General features: G+C 33.5%; 14 protein-coding genes. 2 read left to right on the forward strand and 12 right to left on the reverse strand.

What is annotated here, in order from left to right; genetic code table 11:
- Positions 1–9: 9 nt before the first annotated feature.
- The 7 genes from N508_RS04940 to N508_RS04970 are packed head-to-tail and all read right to left on the reverse strand — an operon-like array spanning position 10 to position 7,588.
- Complete coding sequence (locus N508_RS04940; RefSeq protein ID WP_023275294.1) at positions 10–990, reverse strand: tRNA dihydrouridine synthase; 981 nt, start codon at positions 988–990, stop codon at positions 10–12.
- Positions 990–1,985, reverse strand: a complete 996-nt coding sequence (tsaD, locus tag N508_RS04945) for a tRNA (adenosine(37)-N6)-threonylcarbamoyltransferase complex transferase subunit TsaD (RefSeq protein WP_023275295.1) — start codon at positions 1,983–1,985, stop codon at positions 990–992. The genes N508_RS04940 and tsaD overlap by 1 nt, the downstream gene beginning before the upstream one ends.
- Positions 1,986–1,993: 8 nt before the next feature.
- Positions 1,994–3,409 carry a divergent polysaccharide deacetylase family protein gene (locus tag N508_RS04950; protein WP_023275296.1) on the reverse strand — a complete coding sequence of 472 codons (1,416 nt, stop codon included), beginning with the start codon at positions 3,407–3,409 and terminating at the stop codon, positions 1,994–1,996.
- Positions 3,387–4,766 (reverse strand): S41 family peptidase, encoded by a 1,380-nt coding sequence (locus N508_RS04955; RefSeq protein WP_023275297.1) that lies wholly within the window; start codon positions 4,764–4,766, stop codon positions 3,387–3,389. Before N508_RS04955 ends, N508_RS04950 begins: the two co-directional genes overlap by 23 nt.
- A 57-nt stretch (positions 4,767–4,823) precedes the next feature.
- A complete protein-coding gene (locus tag N508_RS04960) occupies positions 4,824–6,041 on the reverse strand; it encodes a murein hydrolase activator EnvC family protein (RefSeq protein WP_023275298.1) in 1,218 nt (405 codons plus the stop codon).
- On the reverse strand, positions 6,031–6,924 hold the full coding sequence (locus tag N508_RS04965; RefSeq protein WP_023275299.1) for a cell division protein FtsX: 894 nt from the start codon (positions 6,922–6,924) through the stop codon (positions 6,031–6,033). The genes N508_RS04960 and N508_RS04965 overlap by 11 nt, the downstream gene beginning before the upstream one ends.
- Complete coding sequence (locus N508_RS04970; RefSeq protein WP_023275300.1) at positions 6,914–7,588, reverse strand: cell division ATP-binding protein FtsE; 675 nt, start codon at positions 7,586–7,588, stop codon at positions 6,914–6,916. The genes N508_RS04965 and N508_RS04970 overlap by 11 nt, the downstream gene beginning before the upstream one ends.
- Positions 7,589–7,777: 189 nt before the next feature.
- Between N508_RS04970 and N508_RS04975 the strand changes: the two genes are divergently transcribed.
- Both N508_RS04975 and N508_RS04980 read left to right on the forward strand, forming a co-directional pair.
- Positions 7,778–9,172: a hypothetical protein gene (locus N508_RS04975; RefSeq protein ID WP_023275301.1), complete on the forward strand. Its 1,395-nt coding sequence runs from the start codon at positions 7,778–7,780 to the stop codon at positions 9,170–9,172.
- A gap of 268 nt (positions 9,173–9,440) precedes the next feature.
- Positions 9,441–10,088 (forward strand): helix-turn-helix domain-containing protein, encoded by a 648-nt coding sequence (locus N508_RS04980; protein WP_023275302.1) that lies wholly within the window; start codon positions 9,441–9,443, stop codon positions 10,086–10,088.
- 638 nt (positions 10,089–10,726) lie between these two features.
- Here the strand turns inward: N508_RS04980 and N508_RS04985 are convergent.
- The 5 genes from N508_RS04985 to N508_RS05005 are packed head-to-tail and all read right to left on the reverse strand — an operon-like array spanning position 10,727 to position 17,279.
- Complete coding sequence (locus N508_RS04985; RefSeq protein ID WP_023275303.1) at positions 10,727–11,218, reverse strand: hypothetical protein; 492 nt, start codon at positions 11,216–11,218, stop codon at positions 10,727–10,729.
- A 9-nt stretch (positions 11,219–11,227) separates the two neighbouring features.
- Positions 11,228–12,769 (reverse strand): hypothetical protein, encoded by a 1,542-nt coding sequence (locus N508_RS04990; protein WP_251930671.1) that lies wholly within the window; start codon positions 12,767–12,769, stop codon positions 11,228–11,230.
- 9 nt (positions 12,770–12,778) lie between these two features.
- Entirely contained in the window at positions 12,779–13,492 is a 714-nt protein-coding gene (locus tag N508_RS04995) for a TorD/DmsD family molecular chaperone (RefSeq protein ID WP_023275305.1), read from the reverse strand.
- Positions 13,493–13,543: 51 nt separating this feature from the next.
- On the reverse strand, positions 13,544–14,194 hold the full coding sequence (locus N508_RS05000; protein ID WP_023275306.1) for a 4Fe-4S dicluster domain-containing protein: 651 nt from the start codon (positions 14,192–14,194) through the stop codon (positions 13,544–13,546).
- Positions 14,195–14,204: 10 nt separating this feature from the next.
- The gene (locus N508_RS05005) at positions 14,205–17,279 is read right to left on the reverse strand and encodes a molybdopterin-dependent oxidoreductase (protein ID WP_023275307.1); all 3,075 of its coding nucleotides are present in this window, start codon (positions 17,277–17,279) and stop codon (positions 14,205–14,207) included.
- Positions 17,280–17,313 lie beyond the last annotated feature (34 nt).

Genomic DNA, 17,313 nt, shown 5'->3' on the forward strand with positions numbered 1-17,313 from the left:
CATGCCATATTAACATCTATAAAACTGTCTTATTAATGAAAGCACTTCATCTATGCTGTTAGTTTTATATATATTAGTTCTAAAATCTGCTGCCATTTCAAACCCCTTGCAAAACCATACAGCAAACTTTTTCAATATATGCATATAGTGAGTTTCTTTCATACCCCTGCCTTTTGTATGCTCAAGCATATAGCTCCAAAGCTCTATTAAAAGGCTGCCAATTTCAGCAGGACTTAAATAATTATATAAATCATCATCACTGCACTTATCTTCTATGGCTTTAAATACCCATGGTGCTTTCATCATGCTTCTTCCAATCATAATACCTGCAACGCCTGTTGCTTTCATTTCCCTATAAGTATTATATCCTGCTACACCACCATTACCAATAACAGTAATATTTGCCATATCTGCTATTTCCTGCAGTATATCAATGCGGACAGTGCCGCCAAACATATCTCGTTTTGTTCTGCCATGGACAACTAATGCATTTACACCTTCGTTTTCTGCTATTTTTAAAATCTCTTTATATACAAGATTTTTCTCATCAAGCCCTATGCGTATTTTAATAGAAAATGGTTTTTCTGTTGCATGGCGGATATTTGAAACAACAGCTTTTATTCTGCCTAAATCGCCAAGCAGAGAACAGCCACCGCCTGCTTTTATTACTTTTTTTACAGGACAGCCCATATTTACATCAAAAGCATCTACCTGACATTCATTTTCTGCCACACGCACTGCTTCTGCATAGTTTTCTGGTTTGCCTCCAAATATTTGAAACACTAATGGAGTATCACTTTCAAGCCTGTCAAGATATTCCATAGTTTCTTTATTTCTTCTTGCAAGCCCTTCTACAGAAATCATTTCTGAATATATTATGCCATTAAAAAATTTACGGAGTATTCTTCTATAAGGTAAATGTGAATAACCTGCCAGTGGTGCTGCGACTAGGTCATTTTTTAATAAATTATCTTTAAAAAAATCAGACATTATAATAAACCAATACTATGTTTTGTATCATATGCACTGCCTTTATAATTTAAAAAGTTTCTAAATCTATAAAATCTATATGCTGCATAGGCTATCATTTCTCCGTTATCTGTGCACCTTGCAGGCTCTGGAAAATATACATTTATATTTTCATAACTTTCTGCCCTTTCATTAAATACACGCCTTATTTCCTGATTTGCTGCAACACCACCGCCAACAACTATCTTATCTCTTTTAAAAAGTGATGCTGCCTGAAATGTTTTATCTGCTAATGTTGATGCAACAGTCCACTGAAAAGATGCAGCAATATCTTCAAGGCAGAACTGCTCTTTTTGTATAGTATTCATAACAGCAGTTTTTAAGCCGCTGAAACTAAACTTTATTTCCCCTTTGAAAGCCTGTGGAAACTTAACTGCATGCCTGTTCCCTTTTTCAGCCAGATTTTGAATAAATATACCACCGGGATATGGTCCACCCATAACCTTTGCAGTTTTATCAAAGACTTCACCTGCTGCATCATCTATGGTTCTGCCTATCAGTGTAAAATTCAATGCTTCATCTATATCAAAAATATGAGTATGACCGCCTGAAACAATTAATGCAGTATATGGCGGCTTTAAGTCTGGATATGAAAGCTCTGCTGCAAGGATATGTGCTGCTAAATGGTGAACTGGCACAACTGGTTTATGGAGTGCATAGCCTAACCCTTTGGCAAAAGAAACACCTACGAATAATGCACCTATAAGCCCCGGTGCATTTGTTACACCTATAATATCTAAATCCATACCTGTAAGAGCAGCATCTTTCATACAGGCATGGTATAAAGGCTCAATTTTTTGTATATGGTTGCGGGAAGCTACTTCAGGAATAACTCCACCAAATGAAGCATGAATATCTGCCTGAGAAAATGTTCTACTGCATAATGTTCCTTTCTCAGAAGAATATACTGCAACAGATGTTTCATCACATGATGATTCTATTCCTAAAACAATCATAATAACCTTTAATTTATAAGAGTTTTAATATCAACTAAATGATAGTTTAATTTTTCAAGCTGTGGCAGAGCTATTTTTAATGCTGCTAATGTGTTTGGGCGAATATGTCCGATAGCTATAATACTGCCGTCATCTCTTGCCTTTTCTGCAGCTTCATAGATTTTTGCAAGTATTGCTTCCACACTATTATCATTATCTAAAAACATTCTGTTTTCACCACATTTATAGCCTGCTTTCCTGCACTCTTCATAGGCTTTTGTCTGTGCTGTTGTGCGGCTGTCTACAAACCTGTTTGTGTAAGTTTTAGATGCACTTAATACTTGTGCCATTTTATGTGCATCTTCTGTAATAGCTGAGCCCATATGATTATTAAATCCGTCCACACTAACACCTAAACTTTCAAAATTTTCTTTTACAACACCAGCAATTAAAAGCTCCGGCATATTTGGAAGAACTGCACCCCTGCCCGGGTCAGTATTTGGATAGCTTTTTGGTGCCATTGGAAAATGCAGAAACACTGTTTTTCCAGCTTTTTTTGCAATCTGTGCTGTAAAGCTGCTATGCTCTAAATGAGGAAGCACAGCAACTGCAACAGGATATTTTATCTCTGCATATTCTTTTGCAAGCTCTGCACTATTTCCACCATCATCAAGAAGTATTGCAAACTTAACCTGTTTTTTAGAATATGGCGGAAGCGGAGGATATTTCACAGCTTCTGCCACCTGTGGTTTCTCTTTTACAGGCTCTTTCTTTTCCTGCTTCTTTACAACTTCTTTCTGAGGCTCTTCTTTTTTTACCACTTCTTTTTTAGGTGCTTTTAATACAATATTAAACTCATCTTTTTTACTTATACCTACTATTTTATTTTGTGCAGATTCTACTTTATAGCCATGTTTTCTAAGTATAGAACTTATGGCAGAATTTATGCCACGCTGCATATTTTCATCACATGTAATATCAAAATAAGTTATATCCCTGCCACTGCTTGTTTTTGACTTACGCTCTTTAACGGACGAGCGGCTTATTTCATGGTCATAAAGCACAAGGCGAATTAAATCTGTTATATTTTCATTACTAACTGTTTCCTGCTCTTTTTCCTTTTTAGGCTCTTCTTTTTTTACTGGCTCTTTTTTAGGCACAGGGACAGTTTTTGCAGCCTGCTGCTTTTGCTCTTTTTGTTCTTTCTGCTCTTTTTTCGCTGCTTCTGCTTTTTTCTGTGCAGGGATAACTGTTACAGTTTTAGGCTCTTCTTTTTCCTTAGAGCCTGTAATACTCATAATGCTGAAAGATATTAAAGCAATAAGCACAGCAATAAGACCAATGCCTAAAAAGATACCGCCACCTGCTGATTTAGATTTAGATGTTTTTTTACGGGTAGTAGTTTTTCTACCCGCAGGTCGCTTATTTGTTTGTCGTGCTGCCATATACTAACATACCTTTTAATACTTGAACTGCTGAAATGTATTGTAAATCATCATTTAACGGCAGCACTTGTGATGCTCTTTTTACTGAATCATCAACAGCTGCACTATTATCTTTTTCATTTTCGCCTTTTAAGTGGCCTGATAAATCTTTTTCTTTTATAACATAATAATCAGAAGTATATTCAATTATGCCAGGCTCTACTTCCACATCAGGCTTAATGCCTACACCCTGAATAGAGCGTGCGGCAGGGGTATAATATCTTGATGTAGTAAGGCGGACAGCAGAGCCGTCAGGAAGCGGAACAATAGATTGAACACTGCCTTTTCCAAAAGTTGATTTTCCAACAATTACTGCCCTTTTATAGTCCTGCATAGAACCAGCAATAATCTCACTAGCTGAAGCTGACCATTCATTAACTATTATAACCATAGGTATAGTTCTGTTAGAAAAATTAACTGATTCCGTTTTATAATGTTTTTCCTGTTTATCTCTTTCTCTTGTGAAAACTACTGTCTGGTTTACAGGTAAAAAGATACTTGCAATAGAAATAGCTTCGTTTAAAAGACCGCCGCCATTATTTCTTAAATCAAGCACTAAACCTTTTGCACCAGAATTAGTTAAGGCTTTGACTGCATCTGCCATTTCTCTGTATGAATTTTCCTGAAACTGTGTAAGTCTTATATAGCCAAGTTCTTTATCTATCATTTCATATTTAACAGATTTTATTTTAATTATTGCTCTTGTAAGAGTTAAATCAATAGGCTTGCTTTCCCCTTTTCTTGTAATAGTGAGCTTGATTTTAGAGCCTGATTTACCACGCATTTTTTTAACAGCTTCATCCAAAGTCATATTTGCAGTAGGCTCACCATTGATTAATGCTATAACATCGCCGCCTTTAATGCCTGCCTGCCATGCCGGTGTATCTTCTATTGCACTCATTACTGTTAATAAATCATTTTTCATAGTGATAGTTATGCCTAGCCCGCCAAAAGAACCGCTTGTGCTTTGCTGAAAACTGTTAAACTCTTCTGGTGTCATAAAAGATGAATGTGGATCTAGCTCTTCAAGCATACCCTTTATTGCACCATAAATTGCTTCTTTTTTATCTATTGTTTCTACATAATTTTTATCAACTAAATCAAGAACTCCCATAAATGTTTCAAGAGCTTTATACTGGTCATCTGGATTATATTTACCTTTTTGAGATAACTGAACAAATAAATTATTTATACCATCATTGTTACTATTTGCAGCGTATGCTTCACTTTTTGTGCCGCTGCCACTTAACTGCAATAAAGCATAAGAAATAAATACTATAGGAACTACTATAAATAAAACTTTTTGGATAATTTTCATATATAACTCCAATTTAAAAATTTAACTTTATATTATATAAACTATTTTCAAGATATATCAACCTTTTTTAAACCATAAATTAGGATTTAATGCCTGCTCTTTTTTCCGAAGCTCAAAATAAAGATACGGATTATCTACTGCAGGGTCTACTATAATATCGCCTAATATATCACTTTGACGAATTTTTTTACCTGTTTCTACAAGCAGAGTATCCATATTTCCATAAACAGTATAGTATGATGAGCCATGATCAATAATTACAAGATTATTAAAATTCTTTACATTATCTGCAAAAACTACCATGCCGTCTGCTACAGCTTTTACCTGAGTTGTGCCTGCTGGAGATATTTTTATACCTTTATGCATTATCTTAATGCCAGCATCTGCCACTATATGCTCGCCATACTGCTCTATTATTTTTCCATTTACAGGAGTAGGAAGTTTTTTTACAAGCCTGCCAAATGGTGAATCATCTGCCATAGCTGTCATAACAGGCTTATCTTCACCAAAGGTTTTTATCCTGCCCTGATTATTATTTGCACTATTTTTCTGCTGATAAATAGATTCTGCATTTGTATCTTTTTCTGCCTGTAATTGTATCTGGTCATCAAGCTCTTTTCTTTGAAATTTTAAAAGCTCAATATATTCTTTCCTGCCTGCTTCATCATGCTTAATCATAGTCATCATAGAATTATAGCGTTTTTTTTCTGACTGCAATTCTTTAACAGCACTATTCCTGCTTTCTTCTAATGATGCAAGCTCTAAAACTCTGGCTTCTTCTTCTACTTTAAGGTTTTTAAGGGTTTTTACATCTTCATTAAGCTTATCTATTTTCAGCCTTAAATTAACACCTGCTTTTCCTAATATTTCAAGAATTTTAACAGTATCTTGCGGCTTTTCTGATGTGGTGATAATCTTAATATCTGAATAACCCATATTATCTATCACATACATATTGCTTTTTGCAATATCCTTTTTATTTTCATCTATTTCTTTTGAAACTTTTATTATACTGCTGCGTATACTGTTTATATTGCTTTCACACCTTTTCTTTTCCTTATTAAGCTCAGAAATAAGAATATGATAGTTGGATATTTTAGATGATAATACACTTATCTGCTTTGTAATACTCATTTTTTCTGACTGCAGTTTTTTAAGCTCCGCTTCTTCACTGCGAATATTTCTATTTATTTCTTCTAATGATGCAGTCTGAGCATATACACAAACAGTATAAAATAAAAGTAATAAACCAGTTAGTATAAACTTAATCTTCATTGATAGATGATACCTGTTTTAAAAATGATATAACACTTGCTCTTGCAGAAATCACACCTATTATACATACAATTATACATGATAATATAAAATATTTTATATCTGGCACATCATATATGTTAATACCTGCCTGAATTAATATGCGACTGTTAAAAGGAATGAAAACTGCTGCAAAAATAATCAGGCTGCATAAGTATGCAAATAATGATAAAAAAAATGACCCAAATAAATAAGGCACTGATATAAAAGGTCTGGTTGCTCCCACAAGAGAATAAAGCTTAATTTCTTCCTTATATTTGTATAATGAGAGTTTAATAGTATTATACACTACAAAAACAGCTGACAAAGCAAAAAGCACACTCATTGCTGTAATAAAAAGCCATGCTCCTCTGCCTATTGCTTTAAATTTTATCATATATTCTTTGCCATAGCTTACTTCATCTACTCCTTTAATATGTCCTGCTTCTGTAACTATTTTATCAAGAGTTTCTTCTAATGTATCACTTGGATAAATCTCTATAAACGACGGGAAAAACTCTTCTGCAAAACTTTCAAGAGTAGCAGCTTTTGGTGCATTTGCAACTGCAAAAGCCTTTGCATCTTTCTGACTGTAATATTTTGCACTTGTAACATTATCAAGCACTTTTATAGATGACAATATTTGTTCCGCTATAATATCATTATTATTTGCAAGATATACCCTTATTGTATTAGCCTGTGATAAATGGTTTAAAAAACCTGCTGTGCCTGAGCCTGCCACCCAGAAAACATGATACATAAAAATAACAGTAGTAAGAGTTAAAAAAGAAAGAAAATTACTGCGTAATATAACAAAAAACCTAATCACACCACGCATAAAAAGATAGGTAAGCTTAGAGCTCATTTCTCACCTCATCTCTCATAACTTTACCTTTTTCAAGCTCTATTTCTCGGGCTGGATATTTTTCCCGTAAAAATTTATCGTGGGTAGCCATAATTACTGTAGCACCAGTGTCTATACATTCTCTTAATACTGCCATAATATTTTCAGCATTTTCCTGGTCTAAATTACCAGTCGGCTCATCTGCTAAAATAATTTTAGGGTCATTAATTAATGCTCTTGCAACAGCTACACGCTGCTTTTCTCCACCTGATAAGTTTTTAACTATATCATCACGCTTTTCAAATATTCCCATTCTTTTAAGCAAAGGCCATATACGCTCTCTTGCTGCACTGCGTTTCATATAAAATATATCAAGCCCTAGTTTTACATTATCAAAGACTGATACATTTTCTAAAAGTTTATAGTCCTGAAATACTACACCTATCTGACGGCGTAAAAAGGGCACTTCTATTCTGCTCATTAAATTAATATCTCTGCTTTCAATAGAGACAACTCCACGGCTTGGAAGTAAATCGGCATATATAAGTCTTAAAAATGTAGACTTGCCTGCCCCTGACCTGCCTATTATATATACAAACTCACCACGCTTTATTTCCACATTAACATTATTTAAAGCCTGATATTCACCAACAAAGGAAACACCAACATTAACAAACTTTACCAATACTTTACTCTCAAAAAATTTTTAATATTTTACTAAAAATATTCTAATTATTCAAGTTTTTTATTTTTAAGCATTAATTTACTTTATATATCAACATATTAAAAAAAATCATATTTTTTTAAATTTTAAGTTTATTTTTTTTGTTAATAGGATTATAATTCAATAACTAAATAAGGTAAGGAGTTTGTTATGCTGAATGATATTATTGAACAGTTTATGAAAAGCAAAAATATGACTAATTTTGATTTTTCTCTTAGACCAAATCACGATATAGACAATCCTTTTGCTAAAACATCAATGGATATTATTGACAGATTACAGCAGTCAATTGAAAAAGCTGATAAGTCAGTTTTAGGTGATGTTCTTTTAGATGAAGCAAAAGAACATATCAATTTTTCCTACAAAATATATAGTCAGGTTGTTAAAATGACAGCTGAAGATGAAGGACTTCTTTTTAAAGCCAGACTTATAGAAATCCTTAATGAACTTGAAAGTAAATGTGATAATGAAAATGAACAGTTTGCTGATTTATTAGATTTTGCTGCTATATTAACAAATATAATAGAAAACCACATACATGATAACGAATTAAAAAATGCTTTTATAATCACTCTGCTTTTATTTGAAACAGCTGAAGAAATGAGAATTAGAAATATACATATTCCTTTTACTTTAGAATTTAAGGATTATATTATTGATAACCATCTTACTTTACTGCATGTTATCACAGCAAAGGCACATCAGCATAATGATAAAGAAACAAATAACTTTTTTATAAATGAAATATTACAGTATATAAATAAGTTTGCATATAATAAAAATGTTGGTATATGCTTTGATATGCTTTATTTTGCATCTTATTTAACAAATGAAGAAAGTGCAGCTGTTATCACTCAGGCTGCAGCAGAGCTGCAAAAACATACTGCACATTCTACATCAAAATCTATACTTAATTACATTAATGCAGGCATTATATATGCAGACAAAGGCTCTGATGAAACAGTAGAATATGTATGCAAAAATGTTAAAGATTACCACTGCATAGGCAATATTGCAAACACATGTATGCTTATAGATGATATAAAATGTGCAGAAAAAATTCTTGAATTTGTTGTGAAGAATAAAAAATTACCTAAACAATTTAAACTTTCCTTTTATCAACAGTTACAAATTGTATACTCTTTATTACAAAATGAGACAAAATTTGCTAAAATTGCAAAAGCAAGATTTGCACTTGGCGATAAAAACGCTTATTTTGATGCAGTAGATGCCTATACATCACTTGGTATATATGAGCAGGTGAAAGAAGAAATACACAAAACAGCTTGCAGACAGGTGCCTATATATGATTACTGCAGCTTACTGGCAGATAATAAAGAATTTACATTATTAATAGACAGATTTAACATAATTCAATCTACAAAAGATATCAGCGAAGCTGTAAAATTTATGGATGATAAAGGTATTGCTCTGTATGATGATGACACAAATAAAAGGCTGCTTAATATTCTAGAAGAAAAAACTAAAAATTATAAAAAACTGTCAGCACATGTTAAAAGTCTGCTTGATTTAATTACATTATAGCATATACAATAAAATTTGTAAAAATGATATATTGTGTATATTTTGTTATAAAATACAAATAATAATTAAAAAATACTTGTAATAACAAAAAAAATGTGTTAAATCCTACTATATGACTATACATTAAGATTACACTTATTATTTTGTGAAAAAATGTTAAATATTCATTAATTTAATGTATAAATCATAAATATAAATTGACATAAGGAGCAATTATTATGATATATATTAAAAGCTTCATAATGAGTTGTGATAAGGAGAATTTATTATGATAGGGAAAAAGCTCAAAGTGCTGCTAAAACAGACTGGCAAAAGGCAAATTGACCTTGCAAGACATTTAGGTATCTCTGCATCTCGTTTGTCTAACTATTTAAGTGATAAAAGAGAACCAGATTTCCAAATGCTTTCTGAAATGGCATACTTCCTTGGCGTTGATTTAAACTATTTTTCTAACAAAAACTTTAAAAAGAAACGCAAAGATGATATTTTTGAAATAGCTGAAGATGGTTATGTTCATGGCAGCGAAAGAGAAAGCATTGTTAAAGTTGCCATCTCACCTGTTAATGGCAAAAAGAAAGGTATTACCACAAACACTATTCCTGTTAGTGGTCTTTTCCTTTTAGGCACAAAAAATCCAGAAGAAAATGTTACTGTGTTTGAAGTAAACAGCGAAGTTCCTGCTTTTATTGCAGGGGATAATGATTACTTTATATGCGTAAAATGCTCTGCTACTCCACTTAATGATGGTGATATGATATTTGAAAATGGCAGAAATATGAAATTTTACCGCTTTTACAGAGATAAAGATTTCGTTGTTCTTATTAATATGGAAAACAATAAAGAACATTTAAGAGTTACTTCTATGAGCGAATTAGAAGGTTTTCACAAAGTTCTTTGGTTAATAAAAAAATATTAATCAAAGCAGCTGCAAATCAAAACTGCACTTATTATTTATGAGACAAACCAGATTTCTGGATAGATTTTAATATTATATGGTTTGAGTTTTGTATTATACATGGCTCAAACCATTTAGTCCATATTTTATAGATTTGTCCAAAAATTTCTACTATATTCACTTTAAACCTGATTTTTAATATAAAAAATTTAAATTATATATTATTAAAGTATTGTATAATATATTTAAAACTATATAGCTTTTTAGATACTCCGCCTTTAATAAGGCTAAGTAAGACAATGCAGGGACAGGAAATCCCATTGCATAGCATAAGTAATGGGAGCATTTGCGAACAAGTGTGATTTAAAAAATTCAAGGGGAGCGTATTTTGCGATACAAGGACTTTCCGAGCAAGCAGCGGTGGAATTAAAAGTCCGCAGTTGGACAGTATTTTTAATATAAATTTATTATGGCATTTTGAGCCTGATTTTATAAGGCGAAAAATCTATCAGTGTGATATATCATAAAAATATATTATTATTTCTTTCATATAAATTTATATACAGCTTGTTTTTTTTGAATAAGTATATAAAAACTCCGCTCTGCAATACAGAGCGGACAATATATTAATGCAGGATATTTTATAAATATCAATGCAGTTACTTCACAGTATGCAGAGCACCTGATTTTGTTACAGGTCTTGTTTTGTGACATACAAGACAGTTTTTAGATGGGGTGTTATTCCAGCTGCCTACGGGAACTACACAGCTTGTGCCACAGTGGGAGCCTGCTCCTGATACAAATCCTGCTCGGGCATGGCTCATTGGATAGGATGTCTCATGACAGCTGTCACAGAAATCTTCTTTATGACATGTCTGACATGTTGTTCTGTTCCATCTGGATTCTAACCCATGTGTTTTATTCACAAAGGTTACTGTATGGTTTCTTGGAGCAGTATCTTCATGACAGGATATACATTCTACTCGTTCTTCATGGCACATTATGCATTCGCTCATATTAGTTTTGGCTGCCTGACCATGCTTCTGCTCCCAGCTGCTGTTATGGGTAGAAGGCTTAGTGGAATCTACTGCTGATGTTACACCTGCTGTAAGAAGAAATAATAAGATGATTAGTAATAAATTCTTTTTCATATCCTGCACCTACCAGATAAAGTTTGCCCAGATACTTAATGTATGAATATCTGGCTGTAAGTCGGCACTTTTAAAAAGGTCTGCATATTCATAACTATAATCAACCTGTAACACACACCAGTCTATTGGGCGATACATCGCTCCAATGTATGCCATTGTGGTATTTTCATTTCTGTCTTGTAAACTAACCATATCTTCTCCATACTGCGGGTAGGATTTTATCGGGCTGTTTCTATACTGATAGTTCTGAACATTTACTCCTGCCCATGCTTCTAGTCTATCTGTAAATACCTGAGTTATACGAAAACCTCCCATTACTTTAGAATTGCTGTCCTGTCTCTTATATGCTGCTACATCATACCAGTCTACTATTAAACTTAAATAATTGTTTTTATGGAGTAAACCCACAAGGTCTATATTACCGAATACTCTCTGGTAGTCTCTGTCGCCATAGCTTTCACTGAAATTAAATCGTGTTTCCCAGCCTATTCCTAATACTAAATAGTCAGTTATTCCCTGTGTAACCATTACTCCGCCCATTACATATTCACTGCTGCCGCCCAGCATATTTTCATACATGGATATATACGGGTTTATATCGCCTTTATTCTTATCATACTGACCTGCTATGTAGGCTGATATGCCTGTGCGGCTTATATCTATATTCGCATCCAGACCTGCTTCATAAAGCATAGCTTTACCTATTATGGCTCCTTCCAGATAGATATTGGATGATATTATATCGGGAAAGGATAAGCTCTGGTCTATTCTGCCTCTGGCAGTATGGGTGTTAAAGTCTCCGCCATCTTCATGTATGAAGTAATTATACTCGGCTCTGATTTTTGTGCCGCTTATCGTTACTGGAACTTCTATCGCTGCTCCTATTAAAGATGTTTTTAAATTGCTGTAATAGCTGACAGGCAGACCGCCGTATATGTCAAGCTTAAAATAGTCACAGGTATCAAAATGAAAACTGCCGCCGTCTATTTTATACATATCTAGATTGTTTAAATATATTCTGCCTGCTGTTATATCTGTATACGGCACTACTCCTTTAAACTCTACATTAGCCTGATATATTCTAAAATTACCATCATATTTACCGTTTAAGCGGGTGTATTCATCATATTTGCGGGAAGTATATAAGCCGTCATAAAACTGGTTATATGAATTTCCTGAATAGCTTGATGACTGGCCATCCATTGTGCTGCCACCAATATCTGGAAGACTGTCATAAGCTCCACGAATATTTAAGTTTACATTCACTGTGCCTTGACCTAGTTTCGTTTCACTTAATCTCAGACGGGCATACTGATAAATTGACCAGTCTTCATCTTCTCCAAATTTAAATGCAGCTCTTGTTGTTAACCCTATTTTTAATATGCCTGTATCTCCAAAGCTGAGACCGTTAAGGCTTGCTTTGATACCGTTGGCATTCACATGTCTGCTCCAGCTGTCTGGGGTTACATAAGAATCGCCAACATAGGAATATGCTGGAACTGCTAAAAACAGAAAAACAACTAATATAATATTTATTAAACTTTTTCTCATGTAGTTATCCTAATTTTTTGTTTCTGCAAGAATATTTTTAATATCTTGAAGAAAAATATAATTTTCATTAATATAACCTTCTGTAAATTCTGCTAATTTGTTATAATAAATTTTCTTGATTGGAGAATTATGAATATTAGCAGTGAATTTTTTTATCCATTTAGAAAAATGCTTATTATGGACATAAAGTTGTTTGTCTACTAATATTTCAAGTGATAAATAATCTTTTTGCTCAACTAATTCTGCACCTATATTATTATAAAGAGCCATAAGATATGTTTCAAAACCAATATGGTCTTCAGGCTCATTATAAAGTTTTCTTGGGTTTATTTTTTCTATGCTGAAAAGTTTAAGCATATCATCTCTTGCTTCCTGCATTTCAAGATTATTTTGAGATGTATACACAGATTCTGACATTGGTATTGCCACAGACCCTAAACAAAAAAGAGAAGTATATTCCATTAGTATCTCTGTATCATAGGCTGCCAGTTTATTATATTCTATACAGTTTCTTTCACTTATAACATTAGATATACCTTCTATACCATTGTTTAAAAGTGTATTACTGTCACTTTTCAGCATTATCAAGCACTCTTTTAAATCATTAAGCATTTGGAAATATGTATCACTTACAGGCTCAAAATATGAGCGAGAAATAAATTGGTATACAACTTCACTGCCTTTAAATATTTTGTATAAATCATTTAAATAATTTTCTAACATTCTCCATTTCCTTAACATCCAGATACTTTTACATATCTGGATGTATATTGCTTAGTGTGTTTTAAATATAATATTTAATGGATTTCTTGGTATAATTAAGAAAGATGGTCCTGTATCCTCATTATCATTTTGGTAAGCATAAGGAAATTTGTTTTTATTTATAGTAACTGCTGCTGGGTAATCCCTTTTTAACTCATCAATTGGTCCCCAGTGGATTGCTCTGCCTACACAACTTGCAACACATACAGGCTCCTGCCCATCATTTACTCTGTCTATACACATATTACATTTTTGTGCTGGGTGAGAAATCTGCCATCCACCTTGTTTTTCAGGTTCCTGATAGTCATCTGCTATACCAATCGCGCCAAATGGGCAGGCAGTAATACAAGCTAATACTCCTATACATTTTTCTCTATCTATAGATACTATGCCTGTGTTAGCATCTTTTGAAATTGCATTGCTGGAGCATGCTTTTACACATGCTGGTCTATCACAGTGGTTACAGCTCATAACTAAATTTTCAACATTTTGCAATATTGAAGTCCGTGTGGTAACATCATATCCTTCATTAGTTTTTTCATGTCCCACATGTTTTCTCCATCTAACTAAACCTGATTTTACCTGATTCCAGTCTTTACATGATACAGTGCAGGCATTGCAGCCCATACATCTTGATTGGTCAAATACAAATCCGTATTGCATGATTATCCTCCTAAGCTTTCTCTACAAATACTACTATTGACATTTGAGCATTGCCATGGTCACAGCGTGTTGGGGTTGATGCACAAAGTGTATTTGAACAGCCGCCATCATCTATGCCATTTGCATCTGGGTCATACCAGCCACCCTGTGGAAGTAATGTTACACCTTTACTCATTCTATTAGATAATTTAGCAACAGCATGGACAGAGCCAATAGGATTATATACTTTCACAAGGTCGCCATCTTTAATGCCTTTTTCATACGCATCAGACGGATTCATCCATAAAGCTTCATATCCACATCCTGCTTGACCAACAGGAGTAAGCCTTTTTAATGTAAGTTTAGTATTATATGGAGGGTTTATATCTGCAAAATCTGGAAGCACATCTGCAAATATATCAGTATCTGTTGAAGCTTTTCCACCTATAGCATATTTCCCAAGTTCTCTTACAAGCGGACTTTCATTAAATGTAGAGTGGGAACGATATCGTATATGAGTGCCAAGGTTAAAGAATGGTTTGTTGTTATTATCTTTAAATAAATCTTTTCCATAAGCTTGTTTAAAATAATCTCTATAATCAAAAAATACGGGAATATTATAAACAAGTGGGTCGCCCTGATTATCAGTATTTTTATTTCCCCTTTCTTCAATAGGAAGATAACCATGAAATTTTTCATTTCTATGCTCATATTCCCATACCATAACATCAGATAATACATGAAAACGATATGACATTTTAGGATCATTAGTATCTACTATATAATGCTTATAGTCGTTGCCTGTCCCTGTTCTACAAGACTGACCATCAAATGTATTAATAACACCTGCTCCACTACTTGCTTGAATAAATGGAATAGTCATATCTGTTGCTTTATAGTCATTAAATGCAGTAAGTATTGCATTTTCAGATAAAGACTTAGCATCATTTAAAGCAACTGGCTTACCAAGAATATAGCCATCTTTTTGATAATTTTCAAAAGTTCCCCACCGTCCTTTTGCTTCATCATTATTATTAAATGCCTGTTCAATTAATGAATTTGGAGTATCATTTCTTGAAGCAAACTCGCTGTTTAATCCTGCATAATATCCACCATCTATTTCTACTAAATATTTTGCTAATAATTTATTCATTTCAAAAGTAGATTTAGATTCACCTGGTCCATCTATTACTTTAGGCATATATATTTGTTGAGAAGCACCAGCACCATTGATAATATCAGTCATTTCCCAGTTAGCTGTGCCAGGAAGTGCATAGTCTGCCCAGCGCATAGTTGGTGAAAAGTTAGTATCAAGAGCTATATAGCAAAAACCGTCTGCATTTGATGGGTCTTCTGGATAAAATGGCAGACATTCAAGCATTTCTGCTGTATCATTTGAATTCATATGCTGATTAATAATTGCATTACCTGCTGCAGTGTATACAAACCTAATACCTGAATATACAGGTTTATTGCCATTCATTTCTACTGCATAATATCCATCAGGACCTACTTCATAGCGTTCTGCAGAATTATGATTTTGATTAATATAGTCTAATATAGAGCTGTTTTTAAATGTGGAACTTAATTTATGTTTTACAAATGATTTGATATTTGCATCATCTGCATAAGAATAACCAGCTGTAAATTTATTCATATCCATATCAGGAATATATCTGCCAGTATATCCATTTCTTTTTAATTCATCAGCAAATGCAAATTTTACACCAGCATGCCACATTGAGCATGATGGAAGTTTTGGAACAGTATTTGCATAGTTTGCTTTATCACTGTTTGCTGTTTTGTATACAAGTTTAGGAATTTCTGTATCATATTGAGCATTATATGCAGCAGCCTGATAATAGCCTGCACCGTCTACACCCCAGCCTTTTGAAATAATTGAAAGGTTTTGTAATGCAAATAAATAGTTTACACCTTCTGCATTTCTTTGCCATCCATTACTGCAATGATGAAGAACACCTTTCCCTGCTTTTACTGTATCACATATATTTTTAGCCATTTCCTTAATTGTAGCAGCTGGAACACCACATATACCTTCTGCCCATTCTGGAGATTTTGCTTTTCTTAAATCTTTTTTATAATAATATGCTGCATTTGCACCAACAGTATTATCCTTTCCAAGTTTGCATCTTCCACCTCTTACTTTCTGAGATGATTTTGAAAATTCTAAAGAGTTATAGTTTACTTTACCATTTATTGCTGTGCCATATTTTGCTTCTGCTAAACGATTATCTTCATTACCTAATATATAATCAGCATAAGAATATCCAGCAGGAACTGCATTAACTTTTGTATATCCATTTTGTGATGTAAGGCTGATATTTCCTGTTGTGCTGTCTATATAATATTCTGGAGAAGCAAAAAAGCCATAAACCATAGTATCAAGATAATCTACATCTAAGTAAGCATCTTCTTTTATAGAACCATCAGGATTAAATGTATTTACAAGCATTTCATAGATAATGGCTGAAATAAGTGCAACATCTGTCAACGGATTAAGCTGAACCCAGTCTGTTGCAAGAGTAATACCTGTATCTTCAAGAGTTGGACTCATATGCCATACTCTGCCACCTTTGTCTCTGATAGTTTGAGCACTGATTATTGCAGAATAAGCATAAGGATTAGAAGAAGTAAGCTGATGAGAACCCCATAAAAACAAGCTTCCTGTGTTTCTTTGCATTAACTGGGTAGTGTTACTTTTACCGTATGCACCTGTATATGTTGTGCCAAAATATGAAGCAGAATGTGCACTATAGTTATAACCCTGGTGCAGATAACCACCACTTAATGGTCCAATAACCGCTGCAAATACAGATGATGCACCATTACCACCACCACGCTGATATGGACCCTGCTGACCACTTGACATATGATTATATATTGCTTCAGAACCATATTTTTGCAAAATTGCATTATATCTTTGAGCAATTTCTTTCATAGCCTGTTCCCATGTGATGCGAACAAAACCTGTTAAATCACCGCGTTTTTTAGTTTGTTTTAATGGATATTTCATTCTGCTGGGAGAATAAAGACGACCTGCATAGCTTCTACATCTAGAACATGCACGGCTTTGAGGATTACTCACTTCATTTTCAAAACTTTTATCATAAGCGCGTTCG

Origin of the sequence: Mucispirillum schaedleri ASF457 (assembly GCF_000487995.2) — a bacterium.
GTDB lineage: Bacteria > Chrysiogenota > Deferribacteres > Deferribacterales > Mucispirillaceae > Mucispirillum > Mucispirillum schaedleri.

Excerpts from the sequence above, each read along its gene's own strand:
- N508_RS04940 (WP_023275294.1), bottom strand. The coding sequence starts at position 990 with ATGTCTGATTTTTTTAAAGATAATTTATTAAAAAATGACCTAGTCGCA.
- tsaD (WP_023275295.1), bottom strand. The coding sequence starts at position 1,985 with ATGATTGTTTTAGGAATAGAATCATCATGTGATGAAACATCTGTTGCA.
- N508_RS04950 (WP_023275296.1), bottom strand. The coding sequence starts at position 3,409 with ATGGCAGCACGACAAACAAATAAGCGACCTGCGGGTAGAAAAACTACT.
- N508_RS04955 (WP_023275297.1), bottom strand. The coding sequence starts at position 4,766 with ATGAAAATTATCCAAAAAGTTTTATTTATAGTAGTTCCTATAGTATTT.
- N508_RS04960 (WP_023275298.1), bottom strand. The coding sequence starts at position 6,041 with ATGAAGATTAAGTTTATACTAACTGGTTTATTACTTTTATTTTATACT.
- N508_RS04965 (WP_023275299.1), bottom strand. The coding sequence starts at position 6,924 with ATGAGCTCTAAGCTTACCTATCTTTTTATGCGTGGTGTGATTAGGTTT.
- N508_RS04975 (WP_023275301.1), top strand. The coding sequence starts at position 7,778 with ATGCTGAATGATATTATTGAACAGTTTATGAAAAGCAAAAATATGACT.
- N508_RS04980 (WP_023275302.1), top strand. The coding sequence starts at position 9,441 with ATGATAGGGAAAAAGCTCAAAGTGCTGCTAAAACAGACTGGCAAAAGG.
- N508_RS04985 (WP_023275303.1), bottom strand. The coding sequence starts at position 11,218 with ATGAAAAAGAATTTATTACTAATCATCTTATTATTTCTTCTTACAGCA.
- N508_RS04990 (WP_251930671.1), bottom strand. The coding sequence starts at position 12,769 with ATGAGAAAAAGTTTAATAAATATTATATTAGTTGTTTTTCTGTTTTTA.
- N508_RS04995 (WP_023275305.1), bottom strand. The coding sequence starts at position 13,492 with ATGTTAGAAAATTATTTAAATGATTTATACAAAATATTTAAAGGCAGT.
- N508_RS05000 (WP_023275306.1), bottom strand. The coding sequence starts at position 14,194 with ATGCAATACGGATTTGTATTTGACCAATCAAGATGTATGGGCTGCAAT.